Below are 20,592 nucleotides of genomic sequence, written 5' to 3'. Positions count from 1 at the left end.
CTACAGGGGACGTATACCGAACCACTTACTGGTTCGGTGTTGATGGCTCAAAAAATGGACTAAGCCGACCTTCTTTTCTGAGCAAACGTAGTTTGTCTTCGATAGCACGCGTGGCGTCAGGTCCGTCTTTAGGCGAGTTATCGGGATTTAAGAGGATTTTTTTGCTCTGGGGTAACTCGGGATTTTCTTTAAAGAAATTGATGACATCTTCATGTATGGCAGTATTTACTTCTTTCAACGTAAATGAAGCATCTGAAGGTCTGGGAGAGTGAGCTTCCAAAAAGGCCATTGCAAGATTATGAATATGATTCTTGACTGTCTCCATGCGTTCATGGCTCTTTTGACCACCATTTTTCCGTTTTTTAGTTTCTCGCTGGCTTTCATCTTTTCTCATGCTGTTTACAACATGGCCTGACTCTACAAGCGTGATTTTGTTGAAGCGATCAGATAGGTAACGCTTTACGTTATCGAGGTATAAAATGTTCAGAAAGTTTAAGATCTGACCACCAGCCAATACCTGATAATCAGCCTTTAAATCTGTAATAGAGTCAGGGCCCATACCTGCATTTTGCCGCTGTAACAAATGGCCTCTGTCCTTGAAACTGACTTTGTAAATGGGCTCCAACCCATGTTCAGCCTCCAGCAAGTTATATAGGGCAACCTCAAGATGTATTAGCAAAGCCTTATCGTTTTCATTCAGGTTTGGGGTTTCTTCACTGACGAGTCGTTGCAGCAGAGCATGGATGTCCGAAGCAAAAGTGTTCATGCAAACCTTTAGTCTGGAAACTGACATTTCAGGTTTCAAGCCAAAACGTTACCTGACCCATTACCTGACCCAAATTCGATGCAAACAAAAAGGACTTAGATAATTTCTTATCTAAGTCCTTGATATATTTGGTGGCCCCTGCTGGACTTGAACCAGCGACCAAGCGATTATGAGTTAGAATGCAAGTTCTTACCTGAAAATACTTATCTATAATTTTCAGTCACTTAATTGATTTAAAACCACTGTATAAATAACCAGAAATACTCTAAAATACTCGCTTGCGGTATCCTATAGGTATCCTAGAGCAAAACAAGCGATTTGCAGGATACCTTGATCGCTTGGTATGGGGTGTTTGTGGAAACATTCAAATTCACGAAAGCAAAACTCGAAAGCCTGCAGCCTGCGGAACGTGGCCAGATGGAGTATGGTGATACCGTTGTTAACGGGCTACGGCTCCGAGTGGGGATCAGTGGCGCGAAGAGCTTCTGTATCTCCAGAAAACGTAATGGCAAATTTATACGGGCCACCTTAGGCAGATTTCCCGATCTTACTATTGATAATGCCAGGGCAAAGGCTCTCGAACTGCTGGGAGACGTAGCCACTACAGGCAGAAACCCTAACGTCGAAAAACGCATCAATGAAAAGGCTTTGGTTACGCTTAATGATGCGCTGGACACCTATATCAAAAGCCGTGATGAACGGTTAAGCGCCGATACAGCAAAACAGTATCGTTCCATCCTGCAAAATTTCTCTGGTGACTGGATGAAACAACCAATCGCCTCTATCAGCCGTGAACGAGTGGAAACCAGACACAAAGCCGTTACTGATGGTTCTGTGTGGTTTGGTGCTGATAAATCAACGCTACGCGCAGGGGTTGGAACCGGCAGTAAAGCACAGGCCGATCTCTGGGCTAGGGTGCTTCGTGCTATATACCGCTTCGCGCACGATCATTACCGTGACGAGGAAGGGAAAACGCTTCTTCCGGACCCGCCTACAATGGTACTGAGCACAAAGCGCAAATGGCATGGTACCGTGAGGAAGACTGAACGTATCCGCACCAATGAGCTTGGCAGATGGTTTAGCGCCTTATCGTACGTGCGAGAGTTTGCCGAACAGGGGCGCGATGATATAGCAGCGGCGGTTTGTGATGCTGTGGAAATGGCTATTTTTACCGGACTGCGTAAGTCTGAAATTTTAGAGCTTAGTTGGGATAGAGTTAATCTTGGAGGCCGATATTTTTGGATTGATACCACAAAAAACGGCGATCCGCTTGAACTCCCCATTACTGAAACTCTACTGAAATTATTTCGCCGCCGAGCCAAGATGAAAGCGGCAGATGGATTATTGGTTTTTCCTGGTGATAAGGGAGTAATTAAAGAGTACAGGCACATTATCGATCGCATAAGTGCTGCCACCGTACCAGAACCAAACCCAGACCTGCTAAAGCCTATCCCTTTCAAATGGCATGACGGCCGCCGAACTTTCGGCACCGTTGCTGAGCTGGTGGGGGTTGGTAATTATATCCTGAAACGCCTGCTCAACCACCGAACGATGAGAAGCGCTGATGTTACCCAGGGCTATCTTCATTTCAGTGCTGATGAACTTATGGAGCCAGCTTCAAGAATAGAACGAGCAATACTTGAATATGCTGGGTTGATTGAAAGTAAAAAAGATATTAATACTCAATTAATGTCTGCTTTGGCGAATCTGAGCGAAGAAGAGAAAAGAAAATTAATCTTCGCAATATCAAATGATAAAAAGGGTTTTAAGCTATGACTCATGGTGAAATGAGTATTAGAGCTACAATTGTGGCTACGTTTATAAACGAGCTTTTTATTGATGGTGCTGATTCTACGGTTATTTCAATCTTGCGCGATGGATTTAAGAATGATGCCTCTGCAAGCTTGGCGCGAAATATGGTTAACAATATAATTCATTATTTCGAATGTTCTGATAATCCCGTTGAAGAATTTCTCTATTTTATTGGAATTGAGAGCGCTAAAACTGGGGTGGATGACCAGTCAATCAACACATTGTTGTATATGGATGAAAAACAAACACCATTTTTAACCGATATACCATTATCAGGTGATGGAATCACAGCATTGAATGCTGCGCTTGCGTTACATTTTTTAGGAATGAAGAATAACGGTGATAATCTTGCAAAAATTGGCATTAAATTGCTAATGGAAGGTGTTTTTAGTGACGAAATATCCATTAGGGAGTTTAATGAAATAGCGCAAAAGGCGATTTCAGATGCTCAGAGAGAAAAGGCGAAAAGACCCCGTAGCCCATATTATTCAGAGGTTATTGAAGTCATTAAACTAACTTGGGAAAAATATCCTTGTGGTGCAAAAACAGCGCTGCTTGATGCCTTGGCTGCTCATTATCATGGCAAGGTAAGTCGTAACGCATTAGATAACTGGATCTCCCTCTCTGGATTGAGGCCCCCAAAACCAGAAAAATATACACGACTTGAATTAGTATTCCCCCAATAGCTGGCTGCTGGGGGGGCGTTACTGGTTATTGTGTTGTTGCATCCGGCAGTTGAGAACCAGTAGCCTGTTATTGGGCTGATAATTCGCTACCCTATCATGGATATTTATCACCGCTGTTAACCATTAATACACGGTGATAAATATGAAGTTAGTCAATTCTCCTTTCTCGTTAGAGCGCCTTACCCGTGCAGAAGCGGCCGCTTATCTTGGTGTTAATTCTCAAACTCTAGCTAATTGGGCTCATACCGGAAAGGTGGAAATTCCACACCATAAGGTTGGTCGCAAGGTTATCTACATGAGGTCAGATCTCGATAGCTATCTGGCATCAACCCGTCGCACGCAAACAGCCTGAGAATCAGCATGGGAAAATTACCAGAGCTTATCCCGGTTACAGCGGGAAGTATCGGCGGGCAACCAGCCACGCTTGTGAGCGCAAAACGTCTTCATGCTTTTCTCGGCGTTGGGCGTGATTTCACCAACTGGATTAAAGGGCGTATTAGCCAGTACGGCTTCACTACTGGAGTTGATTACATCATTGTTGAAAGTTTGAGCACGCCAAAACGGGCGAGCGCAAAATCTCGGCAGCAGATGGAACATGACTACCTGATCACTATTGATATGGGTAAAGAACTGGCAATGGTTGAGCGCAACGAAAAAGGGCGGGAGGTGCGCCGCTACTTCATCAACTGCGAACGCCAGGCAAAAGCCGCCGCTAATATCCCCCAGACGTTACCGGAAGCCCTGCGCCTTGCTGCTGATCTGGCAGAAAAGGCAAGCGAACTTGAAAACCGACTGGTGGCCGCTGCGCCAAAGGTTGATTTCGCTGATCGCGTGGCGGAGATCAACAAGGGTATTTCCATTCCCAACTATGCCAAAGCCGTAGGGCTTGGCCCCATCAAATTATTCGGCTGGATGAGGCAACAGGGGATTCTCATCAACGGCGGCCAGCGCCACAACCTGCCTATGCAGCGTTATATCGATAGCGGTTATTTTGCCGTTCGCCAGGGAACGTATGAAACGAATGGCGAGGTAAGAGCCTCATTCACAACGATGCTGACAGGGAAAGGTGAGCAGTGGTTAACGAAGAAACTGATCGCTGGTGGTGTATTGCCTGAGGTGCCGAATGCTGACGCTGAATAAAACAAAGGCAGCTTTGCAGAGCTGCCAATGTCACTACGAAAAACCGAAACAGATTAAGCATACCAGGGTTAATGCTGGTGGTCAAAGAATGAGCCAGCGCAATTCTGCGCCCGCTGTTTTTATTCAGGATTTTGGCTCTTCTTTTGCCTTTTGGCGCTGGCGGCGTTTGATTTCGCCTTTCGCAGCAGTGACAAGAAACCCTGCGGTACTTTCACCTTCATGTTTAAAAAGCTCGATATCTTCCATCACATCATGGGGGATTCGAACTGTGGTCATTTGTGACTTTGCATTCTTCGCACCTGTTGCCATTACTGAAACTCCTTATGTTAGGTGTATTTCAGTATACGCAAAAAAAATAAAAGGAAAAGGCTTGAAGTGTATTTCACTTTGGGCTAGTTTTAATATTGAAGGTGACATACACCTTTCAAGTGCGAAGCCCGGTAGTGCTAGGAACACTAACCGGGCCTCTGACCACAAACCGTTAAGTGAGGTAACAGTTATGGCTGACAATCAGTCTACCCAAACTCGCCCTGAATTTACATGGAGATTTCTCTCCACCTCTGAGCGCTACCCTACCGCAAAGCCGTTGGTAATCTACGTCAACGCATCCAGTGAGCAGGAAGCCCGCGACACCATGCCCGGCGTAACCCTCATTTTCGCTGCCCGCCTGCCGTTCCACGCATTTCAGATTATGGAGGTGCGCCATGCGTGAGTTAACAAATAAAAGCGCTTCAATAGCTTGTGAGCTGGCTGTTTTGTTGATGGTTGTTGAAGAGTGCGAGATTGATTCCGTTGGGCGTGAAAATCTTATCAGCCTGGCCAGACGAGTATCGGATCAACTGGCGGCAAGCATGGTAGAGCTGAATTCAACGGGGGCGCTCAATGGATAACCTTTACACCTACAAGAGCGATCAGGACTTACTGACAACTGCTCAAGAGGTTTCGGCTCTTCTTTCGTGTGCGGCTTTTGTATCTATATCGAACGATGAAAAGAAGCGCATTCACCTGATGGCTTTAATGGATATTGCATCGCGCTTAGCTGATGATCTGGCTAATGCTTTGGATAAGTCATTTGTCCTTCCAGTCGAAGGGGGGAGCAAATGATCAGTAACGTGAAATTCAACGAACTGGCTAACCGCGTTGATTTGCTGGTTGAGAAGATTTTGCAACTTGAGGCTCAGGTTAAATCACTCACCGATAGTCAAGGGGGAGAAATCCCTCCGGGTATGACGCCAGTAGCAACACTGGCTGCTGAATACGGTATCTCAACCAAAAAGGCTGAGGAACTGGCGAAAAACACAGGGGTGATGCTGGTTAAGCTGAAATCTGGCGGGTTCGTTGCGCCTGATGAAAAGTTCAGAGAAGCGGCGCGGCTGGTGCTGCGCAGCGCGAAGCGCAAATATGGATCGGCGTACTGGTATCACCCATTACTTGGCAAATTTCAGATGAGCGGAGGTATCCCACAATGACCGATATTTTTGAAGTGATAGGCCCATTGTTCCGCAAACTGACCGAAACATGTATTGCTCACCAGATAGCGGAAACCGGTTCGGCAACCTTGCTGGTGGAAAGCGATAAGTATATGGCCCGCTATCGCTTCACGCTGGAGCCGCGCGTAACTGAAAACGTATTGATGAAATATATGATTTTTGGCTGTTTTGAAGAATTCGGGCGCGATGAGGGGTTAAGGCGTTTGCGGGATATTCTGCTGACCTGCTTTACCGACGATGGCGATATTAACGAAATGGGGTTGCAGATAGTGAAAAGCTGCCACCTTGAATACCTGCATGAAGATTTGGAAGCGGATCTTTCCAATAAGGTGCTGCACTGATGAAGATGAAAAACGCCCCAAACATTAAGTGTCTGCCAAAGGACAAGTTTACTGAGGCGATTATTTTTGCGGGGGAAGATGCTTATTCACACGCGCAGCACTGGATCGAGAGCGAGGGGAAAAGGGCGGGGGATGATGTGCCGCCTGTGTATCTGGGGAAAAAGCAGCTGGAGGAGCTTGAAAGGCTGAATATCATCGATCAGGGGCGTCGTTGCGTACGCGTGATTAGAGCTGGTGAGCTTTCAGAAACTCAGGTGAGTATCATTGCTACCAAACTGGCGCTGTCTGATGTGAAAGAGGCACGCTTGTTTAATGGCATGTTTGAGCCTCAGCCAAAAGAGAACTGGACGGATGTACTCCCACGGCTCAGGGAAGATGCCGAGCGTGGGGAAAGTATTGTGGTAAATCTGCCTGTGAAAAAAAGGGAGCCAAAGCCTGAACCGGGTGATGAACTGAAACCCCGCGTAGAGAGCCGTAACGATGGCCTGTACTGGATCACGCCAAAGGTGGATAAGGACAGCGGAGAAATAATCAATAACGAAACGTGGCTGTGTTCGCCGCTTGAGGTGGTGGGTTCCGGTAGTGACGGGGCCGAGCGCTATCTCGTTTTGCGCTGGTGTTCGCCACGTGGCCATGAAGATATTACCAGGGCGATCCCCTGTGCTGATATCGGTGAGCGTGACGGCTGGCGCTCTCTAAAGGCTGGTGGGGTAAACGTAACGACTAAAAGTACATTCCGGGCAATTCTTGCCGACTGGCTACAGCAATGTGGTGCAGGGCAGGAATGGATTATTAGCCATACCACCGGCTGGCATCACGGCGCATACATCATGCCAGATGGTGAAGTTATCGGTGATCCGGAAATGCCTATTCTCTTTAACGGTCGCAGCGCTGCATCTTCCGGTTATGCCGTGGCTGGAACTGCTGAAAGTTGGCGGGATTCAGTGGCATATCTGGCAGGAGGCAACCCATCGATGATGCTGGGTGTGGCTGCGGCATTGTCTGCGCCGCTGATCGGGCTGGTGGGCGCTGATGGCTTCGGCGTCCATTTGTTCGAACAGTCCAGCGCCGGTAAGACTACCACCGCAAATATTGCGAGCAGTATTTGGGGCGAGCCCGACGCTTTGAGGTTGACCTGGTACGGTACCGCGCTTGGTATTGCTAACGAGGCAGAGGCGCATAACGACAGCCTGTTACCACTTGATGAGGTAGGGCAGGGCAGCAGTGCTAAAGATGTCGCCACGTCTGCTTACACTTTGTTTAACGGGGCTGGGAAGTTGCAGGGGGCTAAAGAGGGTGGCAACCGGGAGCTAAAGCGCTGGCGAACTGTTGCGATCAGTACCGGGGAAATGGATATTGAAACATTCCTGGCTGCTGGTGGAATTAGGGTGAAAGCTGGGCAACTGGTGCGCCTGCTGAATATCCCCATGGAGAAATCCACGGCCTTTAACGGGCTGGCTAACGGAAAGGCCCACGCCGATGCACTGAAAGAGTCATGGATTGATAACCACGGCGCAGCAGGGCGTGAGTGGGTAAAATGGCTGGCAACCCACCAGCAGGAGGCTAAACAGGCTGTGCGGGATGCGCAGACGCGCTGGCGCAGTCTTATTCCGGCTGATTATGGTGAACAGGTTCATCGTGTGGCTGAGCGCTTCGCCATTCTTGAGGCTGCGCTAGTAACTGGTTCGCCGATAACTGGCTGGAGTGAACAAGCCAGCCGGGATGCTATCCAGCATAGCTTCAATGCCTGGGTAAAAGAATTCGGAACAGGTAACAAGGAGCACCAGCAGATCATCGAGCAGTGCGAGGCCTTTCTGAACGCGCATGGTCTGAGCCGCTATGCTCCGCTGCCATACTGCCCGTCAGATATGCCAATTCGTGATATGGCTGGATACCGCGAAAGGGGCAAGCATGATGATTCGCCGATGGTGTTTTATACCTTCCCTTCTGCGTTCGAAAAGGAGATGGCACAGGGATTCAATGCGAAGCAGTTCGCGCGCGTTCTTGCCGAATCTGGAATGCTAACACCTCCAGCAAGCGGCAGGGGATACCAGCGTAAATCACCGCGTATAGATGGGAGACAGATTAACGTTTACGTCATTCAGTACCAGCAGGAGGGAGCAGAAGAATAATTACACGTGAGGGTTTATTTTGTTGGTTCAGTTGGTTCAGTGTCTTTTGGTTGTGTTCATATGGCTGTTTTATATGGGGTTAATGTCAAAAAAAATGAACCAACACTGAACCAACAAATAGCAGTTTTGAACCAACAAACGGGCAATTTGAACCAACACTTTAGAACCTCATGGACTGAACCAACATGAAAATGCCCAATGTTGGTTCAAATCGGGGCTTTGTTGGTTCACCTATCTGAAAATAATCCTTATAAAACAATAATCTTTACAAATTGAACCAACTGAACCAACTGAACCAACATAGTTTTGTTTCTATACACAAAAAATAGAGGGTGTTATGAACATGAAAAGCAGTGACGACCTTATTTATTCGAAGGTGCTGATCCATAAACTGGTTGAGCATAAAGATATGTTTGGGGTTCCAGACAGCAAAACAGATTTGCAGCTTATGCCGCTTAGTGAATACCGGGAACTGGTGAAGCGAGAGGCTTACTTTTTTGTGGATCACAATGGCTTTCTGCGTCACCAATTCTCTGGTGATGTCATGGCCGCGAGCAAAGAACAACTGGATATCCTCATCGGGGAACTTAAAGCAAAGCGTGAGCTGCTTGATGACGCTCTGGATTGTGCTAAGGAATAATTTTGTAAATTATTTGTACTCATGCTTACCCATTCTTACCCCTGTCTCTGGCGGGGGTTTTCTTTAATTTTTTCATGTATATCTTGAGAAGTGGCACTCAGACGTGAGCCGCCACTGGCCGTTAAATCAAGCTGTAGCGAGTACAGCCTGCGAGAGGCAGAAAAAGATTTAACGGCCTCCCCTCCAAGCGCTGGTTTCACGTCTTAACATTAATTGTTACGGAAACCACTCCATGAAGAAATTACTCGAATTACGCCAGCAAAAAGCCGCACTCAAAACTCAGATGCGTTCCATGCTGGACAAAGCCGACACCGAAAAGCGCAGCCTGAACGAAGAAGAGGGCAAAAAGTTCGATGAACTCCGCGCCCAGGCTGATGCCCTCGAAGTTGAAATCACCCGTCTTGAAGCCGTCGCCGACGATCAGCGCAATCTGCCTGGTACTTCCGTTGAAGGTGAGCCAGTAAGCAACGACGAGCTGCGCCACTACATCATGACAGGTGATACCCGTTCTCTCTCCACACTGGTGCAGGCTGACGGCGGTTATACCGTTATCCCTGAGTTGGACAAAGAGATTATGCGCCAGTTGCAGGATGATAGCGTGATGCGCTCCATCGCAACGGTGAAGACCACTAAAACCAACGAATACCAGAAGCTGGTATCTGTGGGCGGTACTACCGTTAATCGCGGCACCGAAGGTGAACCTCGCACCGAAACCAGCACGCCGAAGATGGAACGCGTTGATATCAAACTCAACCCGATCTACGCCTACCCGAAAACCACCCAGGAGATTCTCGACTTCTCCGAAGTGGATATTCTGGGCTGGCTGTCTTCTGAAATCGCTGACACCTTCACCGCTACCGAAGAAAGCGACTTTGTGAACGGCGACGGTGATAAAAAATCCAAAGGGTTCCTGTCTTATCCTCGTGCGGCCACTGCCGATAAAACCCGTCCGTTCGGCACGCTGGAGAAGATGGAAGCCGCAGACGTTTCCTCTGATGGCCTGATCGACCTGCTGTATAAGCTGAAAGCCAAATACCGCAAAAATGCCGTATGGGTGATGAACTCCAACACCGCAGCCAAACTGCAAAAGCTGAAAAACGGCAACGGGGATTACATCTGGCGCGATCGTCTGGTTGCCGGTTCTCCCGATACGCTGCTGGGCCGTCCTGTTCAGTATCTGGAAACTATGCCGGATGCGGAGGCAGGTAAAGCATTCCTCGCGGTAGGCGACTTCAAGCGCGGCTATTTCATCGTGGATCACACCACTGGCGTGCGTACCCGCCCTGACAACATCACCGAACCGGGTTTCTACAAGGTGCATACCGATAAATACCTGGGCGGCGGCGTGGTGGACTCCAACGCCATCAAGGTGCTTGAGCTTTCCGGCTCCGGTTCCTGATTTGACGTTTAAGGGGCTGCGGCCCCTTTTTGCCCTCTGTGGAGTCCAGTAATGAAAACAATCGATTTTGAAATCCGTACCTCCGAAGTGAGCGCCAGCAACAAAAAGCTGGTGGGCTATGCCGTGCGCTGGAACAGTCTCTCAGAAATTATCTGGGACGAGTTCCGTGAGCAGTTTGCGCCGGGAGCATTTAAAGACAGCCTGGCATCCGGTAGCGATGTGCGTGCGCTGTACGAGCATAACTATACCCAGCTGCTGGGCCGCACTAAATCCGGCACGCTGGTGCTGTCCGAAGACGATACCGGGCTGCGCTTCGAGCTGACCCCGCCGAATACCCAGCTTGGCAACGATGTGCTGGAGCTGGTGGAGCGCGGGGATATCTCCGGCATGAGCTTCGGTTTCCGTGCGCTGAAAGAGGCGTGGGATATTGCTCAGTCTCCATATCTGCGCACTGTTACCGCTGCAGAACTGCGGGAGATTACCGTTACCTCTATGCCTGCTTATCCTGAGTCTGGCGTGGAAATCGCGCACCGTTCTCTTTTCTCCCAACATCCTGAACTGCGCCGCGCTGGCGATAACCGTCGCCGCTGGGCTGAATTAGCGGGGCTCTGATATGTGGAATATCTGGCCGTTTGGCCGTAAGTCTGAACCCTCTGAGCAGCGCAGCATGACCATTGATGAGTTTCTGGCGATGGCAGGGATTCCAAATACCGGATCAGGCGAGTATGTGTCTGCGGGTACTGCGGAATCTCTGCCGGCGGTCATGAACGCCGTATCAGTTATCAGTGAGGCGGTGGCAACAATGCCCTGCTATCTGTACCGCGTGCGCAACGATAACGGAAGAGAAGCGCGGGAATGGCTGAGCAATCATCCGGTAGATTTTCTCCTGAACGAGCAGCCGAACGACTGCCAGACGCCTTACCAGTTTAAACGCACGATGATGCGCCACTGTCTGCTGAACGGTAACGCCTATGCGGTGATCCAGTGGGGCCGCGACGGCCAGCCGCAATCCCTGCACCCGTATGCGCCGGGGGCGGTTATTCCTGAGCGTATCGGCCAGCATAAGTACAAATATACCGTTACCGAGCCGTTTACCGGGGCTGTGCGCACCTACCTGCAGGAAGAGATCCTGCACCTGCGTTACTCCACCGATGATGGCTTTCTGGGGCGCTCCCCGATCTCCATCTGCCGTGAGGCGCTGGGGTTAGGTCTTGCACAGCAGCGCCACGGTGCCAGCATTATGAAAGATGGCATGATGGCGGCGGGTGTGGTGGTCACTAAAGAGTGGCTCGACAGCGTGAAGGGCAAACAGGCAATGGATGCTCTGGAGCGCTACAAAGGGGCCAAAAACGCCGGGAAAACGCCGATCCTTGAAGGGGGGATGGACTACAAGCAGCTTGGCATGAGCAATCAGGATGCTGAATGGCTGGCCTCACGTCGCTTCACCATTGAAGACATTGCCCGCATGTTCAACGTGTCGCCTATTTTCCTCCAGGAATACAGCAACAGCACTTACAGCAACTTTAGCGAAGCGAGCCGCGCATTTCTTACCATGACCATGCGCCCGTGGCTGGCGAACTTCGAACAACAAATCAAATCTGCGCTGCTGGTGGCCTCTCCGGTTCCGGGAACCCGCTACCAGGTGGAGTTCGACTCTGCTGACCTTCTCCGCGCCACGCCAACCGAACGTTACGCCACATATGAGCGCGGCATTAAGAACGGGATCATGAACCCGAACGAAGCCCGTGAACGTGAGGGGATGCCGCCGCGTGAAGGTGGTGACGAATTCAGCCAGGCATGGAAGCAAGAAGTGAAGATCAGCAAAGACGGCAAGGAAGGTGACGAATGAGAGCCGGAAAGTTGAAACGCCGCGTTACCTTTCAGAAGTCTGAATCTCACCGCGACCCGACTGGTCAGGTTATCTATGAATGGGCTGACCTTGCCACCGTCTGGGCTGAAATTCGAGCTATCAGCGGGCGTGAGCGCATGTCTTCCGGGGCACTTTACTCCGAGGCTACAGTGCGAATCTGGACGCGCTACCGCGACGATATAACCACCGCAAACCGCATTCTGTACCGCTCGCCAAACGTCCGGGGGCAGGTTTACGGCATTGTGGCCGTGATTCCTGATGTGGATCACACCCGGCTTGAGCTGCTGTGCAAGGGAGGCATTTTCAATGAGTGAGTTAATCGGTCTGGAAGAAGCAAAGCTGCATTGCCGTATTGATGACGATTATGAAGACACGCTGATACAGGCGTACATCGAAGCTGCGCTGGAGGTCTGCCAGAAGCATATTGGCAAGCGATTTTATAACGGTCTGGAGTTCACCCCTGCTATCAAGATTGGCTGTCTGATGTACGTCTCTCAGCTGTACGAGTACCGCACGATGATTGGTGACACCGACGCCAAAGAGATACCGATGGCTGTCTCTGCGTTGTGGTCTGTCTACCGAGATGTGGGGGTGTACTGATGCCGTGGCAACCACTACGCCGGTGCACAGAGCCGGGATGCAATAAGCGGGTGAAGTCTGGCAAGTGTGACGAGCATAAGCGGGAAGCGTGGCGGGCAGAGGATGCCAGACGCGGCCACCGTCGCGCCCGTGGCTATTCAGCCTCATGGGAGAAGTACCGCGCTCAGTACCTTAAGCGCTATCCGCTGTGCGTTGAGTGTCAGAAGCATGGCCTCTACGTTCCTGCAAAGATTGTCGATCACATCATCCCTATCAACGGCGGTGATGATGTTCTGTTCTGGCCAGAGTGGAATCACCAGCCGTTATGCCAGGTGCATCATAACCAGAAGACCACACAGCAAGACCCAACCACCAAAGCGAAGCGCAAAGCAGGGTTGTACCGTGAGCAGGAAGAGCGTGCAGCCCGTCGCAATGACTGGATGTATGAGGCTGACAATGACTGAGCAGGAACAGCAGCGGCTGATTAGTGGGCTGATAAAGCAGCGCGAGGCATGGCAACCTGCCAGACAGAGAGCGCACACGAATCCCGTAGCAAAGCGCATGAGTGAACGTGATCGGGAGGTGATGGAATGCTTCCGCAACCGCTGACAGGCGGCATGGGCGGGGTGGGGGAGGTTTTAAAGACAACCCCCCTGCTGCAAGGCACCGCCTGCCCCCTCAAATTTTTACGCACGGTGATTTTTTTGAAAATAAAACGCGATGGAAACGAGAAATTTTTATGGCAAGACCACCAAAACCGCCAGCTTACCTTGATGAGTTAGCCGCGCAGCAGTGGAAAGCAAAGGCGAAGCAACTGGCCGAACGCGGTGATCTGACTCCCGCCGACTGGAACAACCTTGAGCTTTTTTGCGTTAACTATTCGATGTACCGCAAAGCCGTGGAAGACCTTGCCAGCCGTGGATTCAGCATTGTGAACAGCCAGGGCGGCGAGAGCCGAAATCCGGCGCTGAGCGCAAAGGCCGATGCTGAAAAAATCATGATTAAAATGTCGTCGCTGCTGGGCTTTGATCCGGTAAGCCGCCGCCGTAACCCGGTAGAAACGGAAGAGGAAGACGAGCTTGACCGTCTGGGATGAGTACGCAAATGCGATAAAAACGGGCGAGATTCCGGCCTGTAAGCGCGTAAAACAGGCTGTGGAAAGGTACTTTTCAGACCTGAATGACCCCCATTATGAGTTCGATACGGCGACCGTAGAGCGGTTTATTGCCTTCTCCCGGCTCTGTCCACACGTCAAAGGCCCTCTGCGGGGCCAGCCAATCGATCTGGAGCCGTGGCAACAGTTCGCCTTTGCTAACCTGCTGGGCTTTAAGGTCAGGGAGTCAGGGCGCCGCAAGTACAGCAGCGCCTTTATTGAAGTACCGCGCAAGAACGCCAAATCAACCGTGGCCGCCATGCTGGCTAACTGGTTTCTGGTGATGGAGAAGGGCCAGCAGGATATCTACACAGCGGCGGTGAGTCGTGATCAGGCCCGAATCGTGTTCGACGATGCCCGCCAGATGTGCCTGCTGTCAAAACCGCTGAAAAAGCGCGTCAATATCCAGGCGCATAAGGTCATTTTCCCGAAGAGCAACAGCCTGTTAAAGCCGCTGGCGGCGAAAGCGGCCACCATTGAGGGGACTAACCCCAGCCTAGCGATTGTCGATGAATACCACCTTCACCCGGATAACGGCGTTTATTCCGCGCTTGAGCTGGGTATGGGCGCACGTCCTGAGGCGATTTTATTCGCTATCACGACCGCCGGAAGTAACGTTGTCTCCGCCTGTAAACAGCATTATGACTACTGCTGCCAGATACTGGCCGGGGAAGAAAGCAACGATTCGCTGTTTGTCCTGATCTACGAGCTGGACGACGAAAGCGAGGTTGAGCAGCCGGAAATGTGGATCAAGGCTAACCCTAACCTGCATGTGTCCGTTGACGCGGCGAAGCTGGAATCCACCATCCAGAAAGCACGGGGCATACCGTCGCAGTGGGTGGAAATGCTGACCAAACGTTTCAATATCTGGTGTCAGGGCTCCACGCCTTGGATGGGTGCCGGTGCATGGGATGCCTGTGCGATCGGCTATACCGAAGATGATCTGGCCGGAATGGAGTGTTATGCCGGATTTGACTTGTCCTCAACCAGCGACATTACCAGCGTGAGCTACGCGTTCCCGTTCGACAGGGAGATCCGCCTGCTGACCCGCCATTATCTGCCGGAAGCGCAGCTGCTTAACGTCGCCAACAAAAACCGTGCCATCTACCGCCAATGGGTGAAAGCGGGCTGGATACGCACAACACCCGGTGACTGTATCGACTATGACCGCATCCGTGACGATATCCTGCGCGACGCTGAAACTTTCAATATCCGGCTGGTGGGCTTCGATACGTGGAACGCCACACACCTACGCACCCAGCTACAGGGGGCAGGGCTCGATGTAGAACCGTTCCCGCAAACCTATCTCAAATTCAGTCCGGTAGCGAAATCCTTTGAGGTGTTCGTTAATCGCAGAGTGGTGCGCCATCGTGGCGATCCGGTTCTGGCCTGGGCGATTGGAAACGTGGTGATGGAGTCTGACGCCAACGCCAATATCAAGCCCAATAAAAAGAAATCCTCTAACAAGATAGACCCGGCGGTATCTGCGCTTATGGCGTTCGGCACCTTCCAGGCTGAGCATGAGGATTTTGCTTTCGATATGAGCGACAGCCATAAACAACGGCTGGCGACATTTAACGGTATCTGACAGGAGTAGAACGATGAATTTAGCTAACAATGAAACACTTGCGACCATCCGTATGTTTGGCCCGCTAGGCAAGACCTTCGGTAAAACTCACCAGCGCCTGGTACGGACTACTCATGAGGCTTTCCGCGCTCTGGCCGTAACGATTCCAGGATTCGAAAATTACATGAATTCAAGCAGGGCTCGCGGTTTAACGTATGCGATTTATGTCGGGAAAAAGAATATTGGAGAAGATGATCTGGAGTTTCCGAATAATGGGCGCGAGATTCATATTGTGCCTGTGTTAATCGGCAGCAAAAAAGCGGGGGTACTGCAAACTATTCTCGGCGCGGTGCTGGTAGTGGTAGGTGCAATTGGGGTTACGGTTGGTCAGGCCTGGGGCGGCGGCACGTGGGGGCCGGTTGCATGGAAGCTTGGCGCAGCGATGATTGCTGGCGGAATTGTGCAAATGCTATCCCCTCAGCCCACGGGCTTGGCCAGCAAACAGGGTGCAGATAACAAGGCTTCATACGCATTTGGCGGCGTTACTAATACTGCTGCGCAAGGTTATCCGGTACCATTGCTATATGGAAAGCGCCGTATCGGCGGTGCAATCATATCGGCGGGCATCTATGTGGAGGATCAGCTTTGACAAATCAGGTGCAACTCTGGCCAGAAGGTGAGGTATTTACCCGAGAGGTATTGATACCGACAAAATACGAGCCATTGCCGGTGGAGATAACTTACATCGTTCCTCCTTTCGATAATGTTGTAGAGACATGGCAGAACAAAGACCCGGCGAAGGCTTACGCTCTGTTTAGACAGTTCATTGTTGACTGGGATCAGCAGGACAAACTCACCGACGATATCCTCATGTGCTTTCTGACAGCTTACCCCGGTACAGATGAAGCTATTTTTGCCGGGTGGTGTGAGTACATGAAAGAATCCTTAGCAACAAGCATGTCGGTTTTACAAAGCATTTCGGTAACGATACATTGACTTGAGCATTTAGGTGGAAAACTGGATTGATGGTATTTGATTTTTTATAGCAGTAATATAAGAAAGCATAGATTATGCACAGCTAACATTCTGTATAAACAAGGATTTTTTATGTCATTAGCCCAGAAAATGAAATTGCAAGACCTTAAGTCGAAAATTGAAGAGCTGAGTACCGCTCGTCGTGACCTTTTAGCAAAACAGATGGGAGATGCCGCTTCGACGATTCAAGAAGCCTCTTTAGCATATTTTACATCTAAAGGTTTTACCATCAGCGGACAGATGCCGAAAGTTAAGGCTACCTATAATGGTGGGCTTGAGACTTCCATCGATTTTTCCAACCTCAAAGGTAATTTTTGGGGTTGCGATGGCGTAGTTGAATTTAAGTATGAGAAAAAAACTTTTGTACTTGAATATCAAGTGGCGCGAGGAGATGCTCCTGCTCGAGGCTCTTTTGCGGGAAGTCCTGAGGATGTAATGCAAAGAGAAATCGAGTATTACGAGGAAAAGCTTGTACCTTACTTACAAAATGCTGGAGTTTCCGATCTGAGCGGAGCTGTGGTGCTTTATTCAAAAGTGAAAAATGCAACAAATGGAGTGACCACTCATAAATATCAAAGTGTTGAGGAGGCTCTTGACACTTTCATTGATTAAATAATCGCCGATTGTGTGAGGTTTTTTTAAACCCTGAAGCAGATGTTTGATTCAAAGGTCGCGTGCGGCCTTTTTTGTACCTGCTAATACTCTTCTGAAGTATCCTATAGGTATCCTAGAAAAGACTAAGGGCCTACGAATTAACGTAAGCCCTTGATATTTGGTGGCCCCTGCTGGACTTGAACCAGCGACCAAGCGATTATGAGTCGCCTGCTCTAACCACTGAGCTAAGGGGCCGTGGCGGTGAATTATAAAGTAACTCCCTTCAGCAATCCAGCCATTCACTCCTGCCTGCTGATTTTATAAACAATGCATAATCAATCCTTTATACTTTACTGATGATGCATAAACTGGAGTAAAGATGATCAACGATATTCTGGCCCCTGGCCTTCGCGTAGTCTTCTGCGGTATCAATCCGGGCAAGTCTTCGGCGCACACGGGCTACCACTTTGCTCATCCTGGAAACCGCTTCTGGAAGGTGATCCATCAGGCCGGTTTCACCGACAGATTGCTCAAGCCGGAAGAGGAGCAGCATCTGCTGGATACGCGCTGCGGGATCACCATGCTGGTGGAGCGCCCCACGGTGCAGGCGAGCGAGGTGAATCTGCACGAGCTGCGCACCGGCGGGCGGGAGCTGATTAAAAAGATTGAGGACTATCAGCCTGCCGCGCTGGCGATCCTCGGCAAGCAGGCCTTCGAGCAGGCGTTTAGCCAGCGCGGGGCGCAGTGGGGCAAGCAGAGCATCAGTATCGGCGTGACGCAGGTATGGGTACTGCCAAACCCGAGCGGGCTGAACCGGGCGACGCTGGATAAGCTGGTGGAGGCGTATCGTGAGCTGGATGAAGCGCTGATGGTGCGGGGGCTGTAATCCTCTGCGGCCTGATACCTGAGGGTACCCCAGAAAAAATGTAGGCACGGAACAGTTCCCTCGCCCCTTTGGGGAGAGGGTTAGGGTGAGGGGGAACATACGGCTGTGGTGGTCATTCCGTTCACCTTAGGTTCCTTGCTTCTCTGTTGACACAATGCTTGTGAACGTGTCAGGGAGGCTCACCGCCGCCTCCCTGACCACCCGGGCTCCCGGCAAGAAAATCGCCGCTTCGCGGTGGCCCTCAGCTTATTCCTTCATGCTATCGGGTCGGGCACCAGCCTGCATCCATGCAGGCTATGCCCTCTCGGCGCGTCCATGCGCCTCGCCCCGGCATTGCGGAAACGCTTCGGCGATTTACAGCCGGACAATGGTGTCGCTGTAACGCATTTATCTTTATGAAATTCTTCTCATCGCTTTATGAGAAAAAATTACTGGGGATCTCTCAGCCCATTGATAGAGGGAATAAACAAAAAAAAAGCTCCCGATTGGGAGCTTTTTCACAGCAGGACAGATTAATCGTCCAGGAAGCTACGCAGCACTTCAGAGCGGCTTGGATGGCGCAGTTTACGCAGCGCCTTCGCTTCGATCTGACGGATACGTTCGCGGGTTACGTCGAACTGTTTACCCACTTCTTCCAGCGTATGGTCGGTGTTCATATCGATACCGAAACGCATACGCAGAACTTTTGCTTCACGGGCTGTCAGGCCAGCCAGTACGTCGTGCGTCGCGGCGCGCAGGCTCTCGGTGGTTGCAGAGTCCAGCGGCAGTTCGAGGGTGGTATCCTCGATGAAATCACCCAGATGCGAATCTTCATCGTCGCCGATTGGCGTTTCCATGGAGATAGGCTCTTTGGCAATTTTCAGCACTTTACGGATCTTATCTTCCGGCATCAGCATACGCTCAGCCAGCTCTTCCGGCGTTGGCTCGCGGCCCATCTCTTGCAGCATCTGGCGGGAGATACGGTTGAGCTTGTTGATCGTCTCAATCATATGCACCGGAATACGGATGGTACGCGCCTGGTCTGCGATAGAGCGGGTGATCGCCTGACGGATCCACCATGTTGCATAGGTTGAGAACTTGTAACCACGACGGTATTCAAACTTATCAACCGCTTTCATCAGACCGATGTTACCTTCCTGAATCAGATCCAGGAATTGCAGACCGCGGTTGGTGTACTTCTTGGCGATAGAGATAACCAGACGTAAGTTCGCTTCAACCATCTCTTTCTTCGCACGGCGGGCTTTCGCTTCACCGATAGACATACGACGGTTGATGTCCTTAACCTGCTCGATGGTCAGGCCGGTTTCTTCTTCAATCTGTTGCAGTTTTTGCAGGCCGCGATGCACGTCTTCTTTCACGTCGTGCAGTTTTTCAGACCACGGCTTGTTCATCGCGATAGCCGCGTTGAACCAGGTTTCGCTGGTTTCGTTGCCGGTGAACAGGGTGATGAAGTTCTTCTTCGGCATTTTGCACTGTTCAACGCACAGCTTCATGATGATGCGTTCCTGGGTACGGACGCGATCCATCATCACGCGCATGCTGTTAACCAGGTAGTCGAACTGTTTTGGCACCAGACGGAACTGCTTGAAGACTTCAGACAGTTTCAGGATCTGTTCCTGCGCGGCGGCGTGGCTGCGGCCTTTGGCCTTAATGGTGTCGCGGGCTAATTCGTACTGGGTACGCAGCTCACCAAATTTCTCACGCGCCAGCTCAGGGTCGATGCTGTTGTCGTCATCGCTGTCGTCTTCTTCTTCCTCGTCTTCGTCTTCGTCATCATCCATCTCTTCCTGAGACAGTTCAGACCCAACGTGGGTGGCGGTAGGCGCCAGATCTTCTTCAGCGTTAGGATCGACAAAACCGGTGATCAGGTCGGACAGACGCGCTTCTTCAGCTTCAACGCGGTCGTACTGCTCCAGCAGATAGGTGATCGCTTCAGGATATTCAGCAACGGAGCACTGAACCTGGTTGATCCCGTCTTCGATGCGTTTCGCGATGTCGATTTCGCCTTCGCGGGTCAGCAGTTCAACGGTACCCATTTCACGCATGTACATGCGGACCGGGTCAGTGGTGCGCCCGATTTCAGATTCCACACTGGACAGTACCTGTGCAGCAGCTTCTTCCGCATCTTCGTCAGTGTTGTTGGAGGTTTCAGCCAGCAACAGATCATCGGCATCCGGTGCTTCTTCCATCACCTGAATGCCCATGTCATTGATCATTTGGATGATGTCTTCGATCTGATCTGAATCGACGATATCTTCCGGCAGATGGTCATTGACCTCGGCATAGGTCAGATAGCCTTGCTCCTTACCGCGTTGGACAAGAAGTTTCAGCTGTGACTGCGGGTTTTGCTCCATAAGACGGTATCCACACTTATTCGTTTGATTGGTGTCGGCGATGGGGCTGCCAACCTTTAAAGCGAGGGCGTACTTGTATTTTTGCCGCTGCCTCTCAGTGCGGCTGCCGGGGGCTCCCCGATCGATATTCGGCACTTAAGCCGTTAAA

Annotated in this window: 28 protein-coding genes and 1 tRNA gene; 25 read left to right on the top strand and 4 right to left on the bottom strand. The window is 50.7% G+C overall.

What is annotated here, in order from left to right; translation table 11 throughout:
- Positions 1–25: 25 nt before the first annotated feature.
- Positions 26–766: a hypothetical protein gene (locus ACSVHP_RS17400; protein ID WP_447552554.1), complete on the bottom strand. Its 741-nt coding sequence runs from the start codon at positions 764–766 to the stop codon at positions 26–28.
- A gap of 354 nt (positions 767–1,120) precedes the next feature.
- On the opposite strand from ACSVHP_RS17400, the gene ACSVHP_RS17395 reads away from it, so the two are divergent.
- The 4 genes from ACSVHP_RS17395 (at position 1,121) to ACSVHP_RS17380 (ending at position 4,404) form a co-directional block, all read left to right on the top strand.
- Positions 1,121–2,542 (top strand): integrase arm-type DNA-binding domain-containing protein, encoded by a 1,422-nt coding sequence (locus ACSVHP_RS17395; RefSeq protein WP_447552553.1) that lies wholly within the window; start codon positions 1,121–1,123, stop codon positions 2,540–2,542.
- Positions 2,539–3,264, top strand: coding sequence for a hypothetical protein (locus ACSVHP_RS17390; protein WP_309470660.1), 726 nt, complete (start codon positions 2,539–2,541; stop codon positions 3,262–3,264). Before ACSVHP_RS17395 ends, ACSVHP_RS17390 begins: the two co-directional genes overlap by 4 nt.
- A gap of 142 nt (positions 3,265–3,406) precedes the next feature.
- Positions 3,407–3,616 (top strand): helix-turn-helix domain-containing protein, encoded by a 210-nt coding sequence (locus ACSVHP_RS17385; RefSeq protein WP_071882736.1) that lies wholly within the window; start codon positions 3,407–3,409, stop codon positions 3,614–3,616.
- An 8-nt stretch (positions 3,617–3,624) separates the two neighbouring features.
- Positions 3,625–4,404 carry a phage antirepressor KilAC domain-containing protein gene (locus tag ACSVHP_RS17380; protein ID WP_309470659.1) on the top strand — a complete coding sequence of 260 codons (780 nt, stop codon included), beginning with the start codon at positions 3,625–3,627 and terminating at the stop codon, positions 4,402–4,404.
- A gap of 123 nt (positions 4,405–4,527) precedes the next feature.
- On the opposite strand, the gene ACSVHP_RS17375 is transcribed toward ACSVHP_RS17380, so the two are convergent.
- Positions 4,528–4,713, bottom strand: coding sequence for a YlcI/YnfO family protein (locus ACSVHP_RS17375; RefSeq protein ID WP_001547837.1), 186 nt, complete (start codon positions 4,711–4,713; stop codon positions 4,528–4,530).
- Between the two features lie 190 nt (positions 4,714–4,903).
- On the opposite strand from ACSVHP_RS17375, the gene ACSVHP_RS17370 reads away from it, so the two are divergent.
- From ACSVHP_RS17370 to ACSVHP_RS17275, 20 genes are all read left to right on the top strand, one after another.
- Positions 4,904–5,116, top strand: a complete 213-nt coding sequence (locus ACSVHP_RS17370) for a host cell division inhibitor Icd-like protein (protein ID WP_063159742.1) — start codon at positions 4,904–4,906, stop codon at positions 5,114–5,116.
- A complete protein-coding gene (locus ACSVHP_RS17365; protein WP_213735598.1) occupies positions 5,109–5,294 on the top strand; it encodes a hypothetical protein in 186 nt (61 codons plus the stop codon). The genes ACSVHP_RS17370 and ACSVHP_RS17365 overlap by 8 nt, the downstream gene beginning before the upstream one ends.
- Positions 5,287–5,508 carry an aminotransferase gene (locus ACSVHP_RS17360; RefSeq protein ID WP_213735597.1) on the top strand — a complete coding sequence of 74 codons (222 nt, stop codon included), beginning with the start codon at positions 5,287–5,289 and terminating at the stop codon, positions 5,506–5,508. Before ACSVHP_RS17365 ends, ACSVHP_RS17360 begins: the two co-directional genes overlap by 8 nt.
- On the top strand, positions 5,505–5,873 hold the full coding sequence (locus tag ACSVHP_RS17355) for a hypothetical protein (protein WP_447552552.1): 369 nt from the start codon (positions 5,505–5,507) through the stop codon (positions 5,871–5,873). Before ACSVHP_RS17360 ends, ACSVHP_RS17355 begins: the two co-directional genes overlap by 4 nt.
- Entirely contained in the window at positions 5,870–6,235 is a 366-nt protein-coding gene (locus tag ACSVHP_RS17350) for a hypothetical protein (protein WP_040194366.1), read from the top strand. The genes ACSVHP_RS17355 and ACSVHP_RS17350 overlap by 4 nt, the downstream gene beginning before the upstream one ends.
- Positions 6,235–8,367, top strand: a complete 2,133-nt coding sequence (locus ACSVHP_RS17345) for a DUF927 domain-containing protein (RefSeq protein WP_241161306.1) — start codon at positions 6,235–6,237, stop codon at positions 8,365–8,367. The genes ACSVHP_RS17350 and ACSVHP_RS17345 overlap by 1 nt, the downstream gene beginning before the upstream one ends.
- Before the next feature lie 343 nt (positions 8,368–8,710).
- Complete coding sequence (locus ACSVHP_RS17340) at positions 8,711–9,007, top strand: hypothetical protein (protein WP_103284300.1); 297 nt, start codon at positions 8,711–8,713, stop codon at positions 9,005–9,007.
- A 232-nt stretch (positions 9,008–9,239) separates the two neighbouring features.
- Positions 9,240–10,406 (top strand): phage major capsid protein, encoded by a 1,167-nt coding sequence (locus ACSVHP_RS17335; protein ID WP_045286916.1) that lies wholly within the window; start codon positions 9,240–9,242, stop codon positions 10,404–10,406.
- Between the two features lie 51 nt (positions 10,407–10,457).
- A complete protein-coding gene (locus ACSVHP_RS17330) occupies positions 10,458–11,018 on the top strand; it encodes an HK97 family phage prohead protease (protein ID WP_019077813.1) in 561 nt (186 codons plus the stop codon).
- A 1-nt stretch (position 11,019) separates the two neighbouring features.
- The gene (locus ACSVHP_RS17325; RefSeq protein ID WP_447552551.1) at positions 11,020–12,255 is read left to right on the top strand and encodes a phage portal protein; all 1,236 of its coding nucleotides are present in this window, start codon (positions 11,020–11,022) and stop codon (positions 12,253–12,255) included.
- The gene (locus tag ACSVHP_RS17320; RefSeq protein WP_447552550.1) at positions 12,252–12,590 is read left to right on the top strand and encodes a phage head closure protein; all 339 of its coding nucleotides are present in this window, start codon (positions 12,252–12,254) and stop codon (positions 12,588–12,590) included. Before ACSVHP_RS17325 ends, ACSVHP_RS17320 begins: the two co-directional genes overlap by 4 nt.
- Positions 12,583–12,876: a head-tail connector protein gene (locus ACSVHP_RS17315; RefSeq protein WP_447552549.1), complete on the top strand. Its 294-nt coding sequence runs from the start codon at positions 12,583–12,585 to the stop codon at positions 12,874–12,876. Before ACSVHP_RS17320 ends, ACSVHP_RS17315 begins: the two co-directional genes overlap by 8 nt.
- Positions 12,876–13,319, top strand: coding sequence for an HNH endonuclease signature motif containing protein (locus tag ACSVHP_RS17310; RefSeq protein ID WP_136484878.1), 444 nt, complete (start codon positions 12,876–12,878; stop codon positions 13,317–13,319). Before ACSVHP_RS17315 ends, ACSVHP_RS17310 begins: the two co-directional genes overlap by 1 nt.
- Positions 13,312–13,464: a hypothetical protein gene (locus tag ACSVHP_RS17305; protein WP_086598403.1), complete on the top strand. Its 153-nt coding sequence runs from the start codon at positions 13,312–13,314 to the stop codon at positions 13,462–13,464. The genes ACSVHP_RS17310 and ACSVHP_RS17305 overlap by 8 nt, the downstream gene beginning before the upstream one ends.
- Positions 13,446–13,637 carry a terminase gene (locus tag ACSVHP_RS17300; protein ID WP_447552548.1) on the top strand — a complete coding sequence of 64 codons (192 nt, stop codon included), beginning with the start codon at positions 13,446–13,448 and terminating at the stop codon, positions 13,635–13,637. The genes ACSVHP_RS17305 and ACSVHP_RS17300 overlap by 19 nt, the downstream gene beginning before the upstream one ends.
- Positions 13,595–13,951, top strand: a complete 357-nt coding sequence (locus tag ACSVHP_RS17295; protein ID WP_086598361.1) for a phage terminase small subunit P27 family — start codon at positions 13,595–13,597, stop codon at positions 13,949–13,951. The genes ACSVHP_RS17300 and ACSVHP_RS17295 overlap by 43 nt, the downstream gene beginning before the upstream one ends.
- Positions 13,935–15,596 carry a terminase large subunit gene (locus ACSVHP_RS17290; protein ID WP_309470654.1) on the top strand — a complete coding sequence of 554 codons (1,662 nt, stop codon included), beginning with the start codon at positions 13,935–13,937 and terminating at the stop codon, positions 15,594–15,596. Before ACSVHP_RS17295 ends, ACSVHP_RS17290 begins: the two co-directional genes overlap by 17 nt.
- 13 nt (positions 15,597–15,609) lie before the next feature.
- Positions 15,610–16,224, top strand: coding sequence for a tail assembly protein (locus ACSVHP_RS17285; RefSeq protein ID WP_309470653.1), 615 nt, complete (start codon positions 15,610–15,612; stop codon positions 16,222–16,224).
- Positions 16,221–16,571 (top strand): hypothetical protein, encoded by a 351-nt coding sequence (locus ACSVHP_RS17280; protein ID WP_309470652.1) that lies wholly within the window; start codon positions 16,221–16,223, stop codon positions 16,569–16,571. The genes ACSVHP_RS17285 and ACSVHP_RS17280 overlap by 4 nt, the downstream gene beginning before the upstream one ends.
- Positions 16,572–16,682: 111 nt before the next feature.
- Positions 16,683–17,222, top strand: a complete 540-nt coding sequence (locus ACSVHP_RS17275) for a hypothetical protein (RefSeq protein WP_309470651.1) — start codon at positions 16,683–16,685, stop codon at positions 17,220–17,222.
- Positions 17,223–17,383: 161 nt separating this feature from the next.
- On the opposite strand, the gene ACSVHP_RS17270 is transcribed toward ACSVHP_RS17275, so the two are convergent.
- Positions 17,384–17,459, bottom strand: a tRNA-Ile gene (locus ACSVHP_RS17270).
- Positions 17,460–17,583: 124 nt separating this feature from the next.
- Between ACSVHP_RS17270 and mug the strand changes: the two genes are divergently transcribed.
- Positions 17,584–18,090, top strand: coding sequence for a G/U mismatch-specific DNA glycosylase (mug, locus tag ACSVHP_RS17265; protein ID WP_234674298.1), 507 nt, complete (start codon positions 17,584–17,586; stop codon positions 18,088–18,090).
- 512 nt (positions 18,091–18,602) lie between these two features.
- Here the strand turns inward: mug and rpoD are convergent.
- Entirely contained in the window at positions 18,603–20,486 is a 1,884-nt protein-coding gene (gene rpoD / locus ACSVHP_RS17260; protein WP_420536306.1) for an RNA polymerase sigma factor RpoD, read from the bottom strand.
- Between the last annotated feature and the right edge of the window lie 106 nt (positions 20,487–20,592).

It is taken from the genome of Enterobacter sp. 186315, from assembly GCF_053290175.1.
Note: the sequence above shows the minus strand (reverse complement) of the source record. Positions and strands in the feature narration are given on the sequence as shown.

Bases quoted from the DNA above. Each gene is read 5' to 3' on its own strand.
- ACSVHP_RS17390 (WP_309470660.1), top strand. From the start codon at position 2,539: ATGACTCATGGTGAAATGAGTATTAGAGCTACAATTGTGGCTACGTTT.
- ACSVHP_RS17305 (WP_086598403.1), top strand. From the start codon at position 13,312: ATGACTGAGCAGGAACAGCAGCGGCTGATTAGTGGGCTGATAAAGCAG.
- ACSVHP_RS17360 (WP_213735597.1), top strand. From the start codon at position 5,287: ATGGATAACCTTTACACCTACAAGAGCGATCAGGACTTACTGACAACT.
- mug (WP_234674298.1), top strand. From the start codon at position 17,584: ATGATCAACGATATTCTGGCCCCTGGCCTTCGCGTAGTCTTCTGCGGT.
- ACSVHP_RS17315 (WP_447552549.1), top strand. From the start codon at position 12,583: ATGAGTGAGTTAATCGGTCTGGAAGAAGCAAAGCTGCATTGCCGTATT.
- ACSVHP_RS17340 (WP_103284300.1), top strand. From the start codon at position 8,711: ATGAAAAGCAGTGACGACCTTATTTATTCGAAGGTGCTGATCCATAAA.
- ACSVHP_RS17320 (WP_447552550.1), top strand. From the start codon at position 12,252: ATGAGAGCCGGAAAGTTGAAACGCCGCGTTACCTTTCAGAAGTCTGAA.
- ACSVHP_RS17345 (WP_241161306.1), top strand. From the start codon at position 6,235: ATGAAGATGAAAAACGCCCCAAACATTAAGTGTCTGCCAAAGGACAAG.
- ACSVHP_RS17330 (WP_019077813.1), top strand. From the start codon at position 10,458: ATGAAAACAATCGATTTTGAAATCCGTACCTCCGAAGTGAGCGCCAGC.
- ACSVHP_RS17325 (WP_447552551.1), top strand. From the start codon at position 11,020: ATGTGGAATATCTGGCCGTTTGGCCGTAAGTCTGAACCCTCTGAGCAG.
- ACSVHP_RS17285 (WP_309470653.1), top strand. From the start codon at position 15,610: ATGAATTTAGCTAACAATGAAACACTTGCGACCATCCGTATGTTTGGC.
- ACSVHP_RS17300 (WP_447552548.1), top strand. From the start codon at position 13,446: ATGCTTCCGCAACCGCTGACAGGCGGCATGGGCGGGGTGGGGGAGGTT.
- ACSVHP_RS17335 (WP_045286916.1), top strand. From the start codon at position 9,240: ATGAAGAAATTACTCGAATTACGCCAGCAAAAAGCCGCACTCAAAACT.
- ACSVHP_RS17310 (WP_136484878.1), top strand. From the start codon at position 12,876: ATGCCGTGGCAACCACTACGCCGGTGCACAGAGCCGGGATGCAATAAG.
- ACSVHP_RS17365 (WP_213735598.1), top strand. From the start codon at position 5,109: ATGCGTGAGTTAACAAATAAAAGCGCTTCAATAGCTTGTGAGCTGGCT.
- ACSVHP_RS17350 (WP_040194366.1), top strand. From the start codon at position 5,870: ATGACCGATATTTTTGAAGTGATAGGCCCATTGTTCCGCAAACTGACC.
- ACSVHP_RS17385 (WP_071882736.1), top strand. From the start codon at position 3,407: ATGAAGTTAGTCAATTCTCCTTTCTCGTTAGAGCGCCTTACCCGTGCA.
- ACSVHP_RS17400 (WP_447552554.1), bottom strand. From the start codon at position 766: ATGAACACTTTTGCTTCGGACATCCATGCTCTGCTGCAACGACTCGTC.
- ACSVHP_RS17275 (WP_309470651.1), top strand. From the start codon at position 16,683: ATGTCATTAGCCCAGAAAATGAAATTGCAAGACCTTAAGTCGAAAATT.
- ACSVHP_RS17370 (WP_063159742.1), top strand. From the start codon at position 4,904: ATGGCTGACAATCAGTCTACCCAAACTCGCCCTGAATTTACATGGAGA.
- ACSVHP_RS17380 (WP_309470659.1), top strand. From the start codon at position 3,625: ATGGGAAAATTACCAGAGCTTATCCCGGTTACAGCGGGAAGTATCGGC.
- ACSVHP_RS17355 (WP_447552552.1), top strand. From the start codon at position 5,505: ATGATCAGTAACGTGAAATTCAACGAACTGGCTAACCGCGTTGATTTG.
- ACSVHP_RS17295 (WP_086598361.1), top strand. From the start codon at position 13,595: ATGGCAAGACCACCAAAACCGCCAGCTTACCTTGATGAGTTAGCCGCG.
- ACSVHP_RS17375 (WP_001547837.1), bottom strand. From the start codon at position 4,713: ATGGCAACAGGTGCGAAGAATGCAAAGTCACAAATGACCACAGTTCGA.